Genomic DNA, 8,506 nt, shown 5'->3' on the forward strand with positions numbered 1-8,506 from the left:
TCTACTGAGTATGCTTTCATTGGTATATTATTTTTAGTCGATTTTATTGTACCTCATAACATCCGGAAGTGCTGTATATACTGCTGTTCTTGCTAAATGTGAACGCTTGCCCCTATTCAACGGCAATAAACTTTGCTCACTTTCATTTCCATTATGAGCGATCGTTCCTGAGTCGGGGGGAGTAGCCAATATGCCCGCTTGCAAGTCGCTTCGCTCCTACGCCAAGGATATTTTCTACATTTGGCTTCTGCTTTGGAGGATTAGGCGCAACCAAATACTACTCATCTTCTAGTTGCATTCATCAAGTCCTTGATTAACAGATTCTATCCGACGCTCTCATCTCCTTTAACCGATAGTAGCTGGGAATTGGACTGGATAAACTCATTCAACGGATTTAATACGCAGGGGATCTGACACCTGATTTATCAGCCATCTAACTTCTCACCTGGCTAGGAATTGCTATAGTCAACAGAGCTCTTTAGCGAACTCATGCAATATGAACTATATTTCGCATCTAACTAAAGCTAAAATTAACTTTATACCTTTAGGTAGATTTTACTCGATTGGTCTGGAGCATAGATTTAAGGCAGCGTTTTTAGGCTACCAGCACAAAACAAGCCACAAAAGCTGTAAATCGCTAAGATTTTAAACGGCTACAACTTCCAAACTCTTAAAAAGATAGCTTGGTACTCCTAAGAGCTACCTCTCATCCAGCTTAAATAATTCCTGAGTCCTTACTTACCAGCCGTGGCCGACTTGCGTTTTTTTTTGATAGCTTATGTACGCCCTTTTAAACTAAAATTAATGATTAATTATAAACCTTATTTCTTGTCTAAACAATTTTCATTTGTTTGTACACTTGCTGCCTTTATTGTGGTCTTTGATGGCAAAACCTCCGCCGCAACTATCGATTATTCACCGCCATTTAAAGAAACCAGGTTTTACAGTACCACGATATCTGCTAATAAGGATTTAGCAGACATTTATTACCCTAAACCATCTGATATTAATTCGGGCAAGTATTCTTTCCCGATCGTACTTTTATGGCAAGGTGCGCTTGTAGATAAATCCTTTTATTCAGATTACGCTAGCCTCGTGGCGCGGTATGGCTTTGTGGTAGTCGTTCCTAACCATTTCCGCCCTTTGCCCATCAATCCCAACTCACCGCCTAGCTTGCTGTCAGAAACTTCGCAAATTGGGGCGGTTTTGTCTCAAATGGCGATCGAAAATACAAAGACCACATCTCCGATTTCGTCTGTTGTCGATACACAGCGCCTTGGTTTATTGGGTCATTATTTCGGTGGTGCAGTGGGGCTATCAGTGATTGGTAATAATTGCCTCCCAGAATTGTATTTGTGTCAAGAGCCATTTACGCGCCCGAAAGAACTCTTAGCAGGTGGATTTTTTGGAGCCAACTTACGCAATCCGATTTCAAAGGAATTTGTCCCTATCGCTAATGATGGCATTCCAGTGGCGTTGATTCAAGGCGATATTGATGGTGTCGCCCTTCCAGAGCGAGCTCAAAGCACCTTTGATAAAATTCAAACACCACCCAAAACTTTGATTACTGTTACGGGTGCCAATCATTTCGGCCTTACCGATGTTAATAACCCTGCTGGTGCGAACCCCGACCTCAATACTCCTACATTAGAGCCAGCCTTTGGTATTGAAACGATCGCCCGTTGGAGCGCCCTGTTTTTGCGTGCAAATATGCTTAAAGATCGAGCTGCCTTTGATTATATTTACTCTCAAGGTGATGGCGTCGATCCGAATGTCAGCCTCACCAGCGTTGGAGTTCCAGAAACATCTTCTATGGCAGGATTGGCGATGTTTGGTATTGTAGGACTTGGTTATCGTTGGAGAAAACGGAAAGCTACTCTGGCGGGTAGTAAATAGCTACGGAGATGACTAAAATTTCGTGTTATTAAAGTCAGGACATTCCTTTGGGGGTAGTGCTCCATAGTCAGGATACTATATACTATGACTGCTTTCAACAAGTTAAGGAGGCGTTGTAATGATGAATAAAATGCCAGGTAGCCCAATATGATTAGAGAATTTTTTAGAAAACAAGAAAGCTTTTATCCCTAAAATGGATGTTTTTTGTCGCATTGTATTATTAAATATTTCTCTATAATTTGTTAAGCCACTATTTTTGGCTATGCCTTTGTGTCTTTTGGTGGGAAAAATTGTCTAGTATATCGGCAAGAAATCTCTGTAACTAAGAAGATCACATTGACTCTGGAACAGGTGGTAAAGAATTGCATAATCCTTTAGCTCCCAACTCATCTCTGCTGCCAATATACACCGCAACAATTTCTTTGCTCAGAACATCTATAGCCACCCCATCCACTTTTTATTACCTTTAGACCCTACAAAGAACCACATCTCATAACATTGAAGTCTTAATTTACCCTTTTTCTATCCTTAATACGGCTTAACCATAACCGAGAACTATTGACATGATTCCACTGATTAAAAAAGCTTGGCTTTACACATTTTGCTTGTTTTTACTCACTTTTGGTTGCACAAGCATTAACTCCAGTAATAGAGAAGACACCCCCAACAACCAAACAAGTGCGCCCAGCGGAATCACAATATCCAACGCCGATCGCACAAACGAATTACGCGATCGCATTCAACAAATCTCTCACGCTGCTCAAGGGCGTGTTGGGGTGACAGCTACCGTGCTAGAAACCGGAGAGACAGTATCTCTGAATGGAGATCAGCAATTTCCAATGCAGAGTGTTTACAAGTTTCCGATTGCGATGGCGGTTCTGGCTCAAGTAGACCAAGGAAAATTGAAGCTAGCTCAGAAAATTCGTGTTGAAACCAGTGATGTCCTCCAGGGTAGTCGGATTCTCGACGAGAAATCCCAGGGAAGGGAATTCAGTCTGGCTGAACTATTAAAGTACATGGTTTCTGAGAGTGATGGTACGTCTTGTAATGTGCTGTTACGACAAGTCGGTGAGCCAAGGATTGTCACGAAGTATTTGCGTAGTCTTGGCATCAACGATATTGTTGTTGCTAATACGGAGAAGGAGCTAGCGCAAGACCCAGCAGTGAAGTATCGTAACTATGCGACACCTAATGCTACCGTCGTTTTGTTACGCGCTTTTCATGAGGGAAAAGGGCTTTCAAAATCTAGTCAATCCTTATTGCGGCAATTGATGACACAGACAACTACAGGTCCAAAGCGAATTAAAGGACTGTTGCCTAATGGGACAGTTGTGGCGCACAAAACTGCTACTTCATCTACTGTAAATGGAGTGACGGCTGCAACCAATGATGTAGGACTTGTGACGCTTCCGAAAGGGCAACACATGGCGATCGCAGTTTTTGTTTCAGATTCTCCAGCAAACGATGCGATACGCGAGGAAGTCATCGCAAAAGTGACGAAGGTAGCATGGGACGAATGGAGCAAATAGACATGAAAGTTTATAGCAAACCGTTTCTTTAGTGTTTGAAAATTTCCCTCAATTGCGATGGCAACCATTCATGAGAAGGAGCAAGCTAGTTGGAGGCGTTGCTGAATACAGGTATGAATTCAAGATTTCGGAATGGCTATAGGCCCTCGGAGGGTGAGTTTTGTAACATCAAGCGAAAAGGTGATTCATACCATGAATCAGCAACGCCAGAATCCTTATCCCTACGCCTCTTCTTTCAAACGATCCTCCAACAACATCCGCACTCTGATCCACTTTCTTGTGGCCCGTCTTTGCAGGCAACATCGACAGTTTACGGTGCAGAGTTTCGGACATATCGACGGTAAACCTAACCGTCGCTTCTTTATCGGGTGCTTGCAGTTTGCTCATTAAACTAGGCTCCTGTGATTGGATGGGTACAGGGTCTGGTGCACATGCTTCCGGCTGCGGTGGTGTTGCAGTTGGCAATGCAGTTTCCTGTGGTGGTTGTGTGGGTGGTGTTTTCCCTATTAGTGATGCTGTGGGTGTTGTTGCTAGCGATACAACTTCTGGTGGTGCTTGCACACCTGTTTTTATGTGTGTTAGCTTATTACGTAGAAGGGCATATGTGTCAACGCTTACCATACGTCGTCGTTGTTCGAGGATGAGGAGTGGTTGAATGCTTCTGAGTCAGGGTCGGGGTTGTCGCGGTTCAGTCATCCACTTTGGCAAAACCGAAAGCTTCAACAAAATGTACTTCTGAGAGCTTTCCACTTTAAAGTTTTCGGACGTTAATAACAAATTTATCGACAATCGCTAAAAACCGAGTCTAGCCTAAATTGCGTCTGGTTTCAGTTAGTTTTGACAAGCTGACAATGCCAGCTCCTTTGGAACAGAGAGCTTTGGATTTACTGAAGGTTTCCCTAATATTGTAGTCATCTATTGGGCGAGGGCGTTAGCCCTATTGTGTGACTGATGGAGGTTTTGCTTGGATGCTTAAGACTACAGGGGGGAAGCTCCGCTAGAACAGTTGAGAAAATCTCAACTTTGCGACCGTTTTCGGGAAAGCAACGCTGACGCATCACACCAAGAAGCAAAGCGCTCTCGCTTTCTATCTAGCTATCGAAAACAGCGAAACTCTATTTAAATCTAGCACCAGTCGAATAATCTCACATTCCACCTGCCTTGCTTGACAACAGGGGTTAAAACCCAAAGTTAATTTCTGGCTTCTCTGACTGGGGTGAAACTTCCTAATTGGTGCATTGTCTTACTTAGAGGCATCCAGCACATCCATGAATTTTCCATTCAAAGCACGTTTGAAGAGCCAGAAGAATTCACCAAAAATGGTGATGCCGTTAATTAATCAACATTGGTTGGTGCCGATCGTCCTGCGCTCCATTTCCTACTTTCGCAAAGACTTATGGCTGATCGTCACGCTCTTGCTTTTGATCGGAGCATCAGTGCTTTTCAACCTTCTCAACGCCTGGCCGATGGCGATTCTAGTCGATACGGTTTTATCACCAACTCCGAAATCCAACTGGATTCATACGCTGTTTCTTGCTCCGTTCGGTGAAAGCACGCTGAACCGGATTTTCGGAATGGCGTTCGTCGCGATGATTATCAAAATCCTGAGCGAGACCGTTTTCATGCTCCGTAGGATGTTGAACTACCGCATCCAGTACAACGGAACCTTGCGGGTTCGCACCGAACTCTACGACAAAATGCAGGCGCTGAGTCTCGGCTGGCACGGCTCCCGATCGCAGGGTGACGCAATCTATCGGTTGAGCTACGACAGCCTCGGGCCGTGGGGGGTAATCGATACGCTCATCGGCTCCACTGCCGCATCGGTAACGCTGACGGCGATGATCTGGATCATGCTGTCGCGCCACGTCCTTCTCACCGTATTTGCGCTTTCGTTCACTCCGCTTCTAATACTGGCGAATTGGTACTTCGAGGGAAGGATTAGGAGTCGAGCCCTTGAGTCGAAGCAGACCGATGCGGTGATGACCTCAACCATGCAGCAAGCTATAGAGTTGATCGGGCTAATCCAGTCCTTCGGTCGAGAAGCAACAGAGTCGCGGCGCTTCGGGCAGGTGGTCGAACGCAGCGTCAAGGCATCCATGCGACTCAATTGGCAAGAGAACCTCTATCCGCTAGCGGTTCAGGTAGTCTTCGCTCTGGGAAGCGGGGTAATCTTAGGCTACGGCGGATACCTAGTCTATCGCGACCAGTTCTTGCGTCCGGTGCCGAACGGCGTGAGCATGGGCGATCTGCTCGTATTCATGGCGTACCTGGGGCAGTTCTGGGACCCGATAGGTTGGGTGTTGGGGTTCACTACTAAGATCCAGACGTTTGTAGCTTCATGCGATCGCGTCTTTACGGTCATTGACGAGCCGCCTGCCATAAAAGATGAGCCTGATGCCCGCTCGCTTCCCGTTCATCCCTGCACACTAGCACTTGCCGACGTGAGCTTCGAGTACAACTCTGGGCAACGGGTCTTACGGAACATCAGTGCTAGTATCGAGCCGGGTCAGATGGTGGCGTTTTTGGGTCCTAGCGGAACGGGAAAGAGTACGCTGCTCAATCTCTTGCCGCGCTTCTATGACCCGACATCGGGCAGCGTCCTTCTCGACGGCTTTGACCTCCGCACCCTTAAGATTGCCGATGTCCGCAAACACATGGCGCTCGTCTCGCAAGGCAGCCCACTTTTCCCCGGAACGATCGCAGAAAATATCGCCTACGGTCGCCCGGATGCTCTGCTCTCCGATATTCGGAAGGCGGCGGTTGAATCTGGGGCAGCCGAGTTCATCGAAACCTTGCCGGAGCAGTATGATACTTTAATCGCTGAGGGCGGTCAAAACCTCTCGGGTGGACAGCGACAGCGCCTAGCTATCGCGCGAGCGCTCGTCACTGAGGCTCCCATACTCATCCTCGACGAACCCACGAATGCGCTGGACTTGAAGCACGAGCAGTGGGTCATAGAGACTCTGCAACGTCTGCGGCGCAACAGAACCATCATCTTGGTCACGCACCGACTCGAAACTGCCGTAGACTGCGATCGGATTTTTGTGATGCAGGAAGGCGAGATTTTCGAGTCTGGTACCCACGCCGAACTCCTTACCCAACAGGGACTCTACTACCGAATGTTGGGCTATAACCCAGTAAGGTCAATAGGACTTACTGATAAACCCTGCATAGAGTAGGAGTACGACATGGCGAACTTATAGAGTCTATTTGAGATCTTTTACGGTCTTGTGGTAACGTCACCCTAAAAGCAAAATCCAGCAGCTATGCCTTACTGTAGCAGCCTAACGGACTCAGAATGGGAAATAATGGAACCCATACTACATCCGATATTGCCTACCAAGAAGCAGGGGCGCTTACCATCCAACTGGACAAAGAGAGAAATCTTGGATGGAATCTTCTATCAATTAAAGAATGGCTGCAATTGGCAAGACATACCTGCGTGACTTGCCCCCGTACTCAACCGTATATTGGCATTACAAGCAGTGGCGATCGCAGGGAGTGATATCATTTTCGGTGTGCGATTCGTTTAGCCTAAATGGATAGGTTCTCCTATCCAGGGACGGTTAGCCTGACTCCGAGGAGTTAGTGATAACTGATTACATTTCGCTCGTGAGGCATTAAGTCAAGTCCCAGTCCGCAGGTGCAGCGGTAAAAGCATATCCCCTATTTTGTTGGATAGCAACTAACAGGATAAAGCGGGGATAAAAGGCAGAAGACTCCTAGCCTTGGGGGGTAGCTGTCGAGCAAGAACTTATGCGTAGCGAAAGCAAAAATGTGTCTGAACCACCGTTATGATAGATGGTCAAACGGCTGAAAGACGCCCGCCAAAAGGCAAGGATAGGGCATAAGCAATTATCGGATTGACTTATTAGCACTGCCCAAAAACGGGCGTGGAAAGCATTACGCTGTCAGGTTCAACCAATGTGTAATCGGAACGAAGTAAAGCTCTCACAGCCCTTAAAAATAAGTAGGTTGCTAGCCGTAAGCTGTGAGTGTGAGGAATGGTCGCAGAAGCCAATGCTTTGTTGTAATGACAGAGATATGCTGACAGCACCGGGTGGTGTAAAAGATAGAGACCAAGTAGCCATTTAAAAGCCGTCGGCCACAGAAAAATCTGATGGTGGGATGTAGGGGTAAAAGGAAAACTATCAAGCCGTAGCAATCAGATCATGATGCGATCTTACTGTATCCATAACCAGGATTACACCACTCAGGAGCCGTGTGCGGTGAAAGTCGCAAGCACGGTTTTGTAGGAGAGATGGTAGGGGACACTCTGCCATCGACTCTCTAACTACACCGGAATGATGTTGACTGTTGACTGTTGACAGTCAACACTCAACTCGAATTTACTATTCCTATGCTAACGGATTTGATATGATAGAAGAGCTGATGAGAGTTTTATAGAACCCATTTGAGATCTCAGGAAGCGGCTGCAAGCCGCTTCAACATTAGCCTGACAAAGCAGATGTTAATTTTAGTTGTTGCATGAGATAGAGTTCGCTTAAAGTTCTTTACTAGACTTTGGTAGTCCTGCATAGTCAGTAGAATTAATGGTTTTCATTGATAGATAAACTGGCGTTCTACTCATAAATAAAAAACCAAAGAGCTGCGTATATGATTGGAGAGTTTTTTAGAGCAGGAAAGAGTTTTTTTCCCAACCTAGATATTCTTTCTCTCATGGTATTATTAAATTTTTCTATAGAGTTGGTCTGACCAGTATCCTTTCCTACTGCTCTGTGTCTTTTTTTAGGAAAAACTATTCCGTAAGCACTCCAAAAGCTGACGGGGTGACAAGCAAGTTGAAAGACATATTAGACAAGGGTTTGAGTTGCTCTGCTTCAAAAAAGATATGTGCGTGCGATCGCGACTTTTTGGGGGGTAGATAACGAATAATAAGGAGCGGCGGTGATCGCTACTATCATAATTGTCAATGAGCCCAGGAATAATCGCTGATATAGCCTTTCTCAGAAAGATGAGGTATCATGTTACTAACACTCACTGGTGAGAGTCAAACAGAGAAGATCAGATCAAATGAACTATAATTACATGGTTCAGTAAAGCCACGCGAAAGCGATACC

The 8,506-nt window shown here is 45.8% G+C and carries 6 protein-coding genes and 1 pseudogene; 5 read left to right on the top strand and 2 right to left on the bottom strand.

Features of this window, described 5'->3' with window-relative positions:
- Positions 1-804 precede the first annotated feature (804 nt).
- Complete coding sequence (locus QUA47_RS29265) at positions 805-1,896, top strand: poly(ethylene terephthalate) hydrolase family protein (protein WP_333433379.1); 1,092 nt, start codon at positions 805-807, stop codon at positions 1,894-1,896.
- A gap of 563 nt (positions 1,897-2,459) precedes the next feature.
- Complete coding sequence (gene bla / locus QUA47_RS29270; RefSeq protein ID WP_333433380.1) at positions 2,460-3,425, top strand: class A beta-lactamase; 966 nt, start codon at positions 2,460-2,462, stop codon at positions 3,423-3,425.
- A 168-nt stretch (positions 3,426-3,593) separates the two neighbouring features.
- On the opposite strand, the gene QUA47_RS29275 is transcribed toward bla, so the two are convergent.
- The gene (locus QUA47_RS29275; RefSeq protein ID WP_333433381.1) at positions 3,594-3,812 is read right to left on the bottom strand and encodes a hypothetical protein; all 219 of its coding nucleotides are present in this window, start codon (positions 3,810-3,812) and stop codon (positions 3,594-3,596) included.
- 38 nt (positions 3,813-3,850) lie between these two features.
- Between QUA47_RS29275 and QUA47_RS29280 the strand changes: the two genes are divergently transcribed.
- The 3 genes from QUA47_RS29280 (at position 3,851) to QUA47_RS29290 (ending at position 6,871) form a co-directional block, all read left to right on the top strand.
- Positions 3,851-4,069, top strand: coding sequence for a hypothetical protein (locus QUA47_RS29280; protein ID WP_333433382.1), 219 nt, complete (start codon positions 3,851-3,853; stop codon positions 4,067-4,069).
- Positions 4,070-4,693: 624 nt separating this feature from the next.
- Complete coding sequence (locus QUA47_RS29285) at positions 4,694-6,604, top strand: ABC transporter ATP-binding protein (RefSeq protein WP_333433383.1); 1,911 nt, start codon at positions 4,694-4,696, stop codon at positions 6,602-6,604.
- Positions 6,605-6,733: 129 nt separating this feature from the next.
- On the top strand, positions 6,734-6,871 hold the full coding sequence (locus QUA47_RS29290; RefSeq protein ID WP_445302556.1) for a transposase: 138 nt from the start codon (positions 6,734-6,736) through the stop codon (positions 6,869-6,871).
- A gap of 1,137 nt (positions 6,872-8,008) precedes the next feature.
- Here the strand turns inward: QUA47_RS29290 and QUA47_RS29295 are convergent.
- A pseudogene (locus QUA47_RS29295) lies at positions 8,009-8,206 on the bottom strand (IS1 family transposase); the annotation flags it as partial.
- Positions 8,207-8,506: the final 300 nt, after the last annotated feature.

The organism is Microcoleus sp. MON2_D5, from assembly GCF_036701905.1.
Lineage (GTDB): Bacteria > Cyanobacteriota > Cyanobacteriia > Cyanobacteriales > Microcoleaceae > Microcoleus.

Excerpts from the sequence above, each read along its gene's own strand:
- QUA47_RS29290 (WP_445302556.1), top strand. The coding sequence starts at position 6,734 with ATGGAACCCATACTACATCCGATATTGCCTACCAAGAAGCAGGGGCGC.
- QUA47_RS29285 (WP_333433383.1), top strand. The coding sequence starts at position 4,694 with ATGAATTTTCCATTCAAAGCACGTTTGAAGAGCCAGAAGAATTCACCA.
- QUA47_RS29265 (WP_333433379.1), top strand. The coding sequence starts at position 805 with ATGATTAATTATAAACCTTATTTCTTGTCTAAACAATTTTCATTTGTT.
- QUA47_RS29275 (WP_333433381.1), bottom strand. The coding sequence starts at position 3,812 with ATGAGCAAACTGCAAGCACCCGATAAAGAAGCGACGGTTAGGTTTACC.
- bla (WP_333433380.1), top strand. The coding sequence starts at position 2,460 with ATGATTCCACTGATTAAAAAAGCTTGGCTTTACACATTTTGCTTGTTT.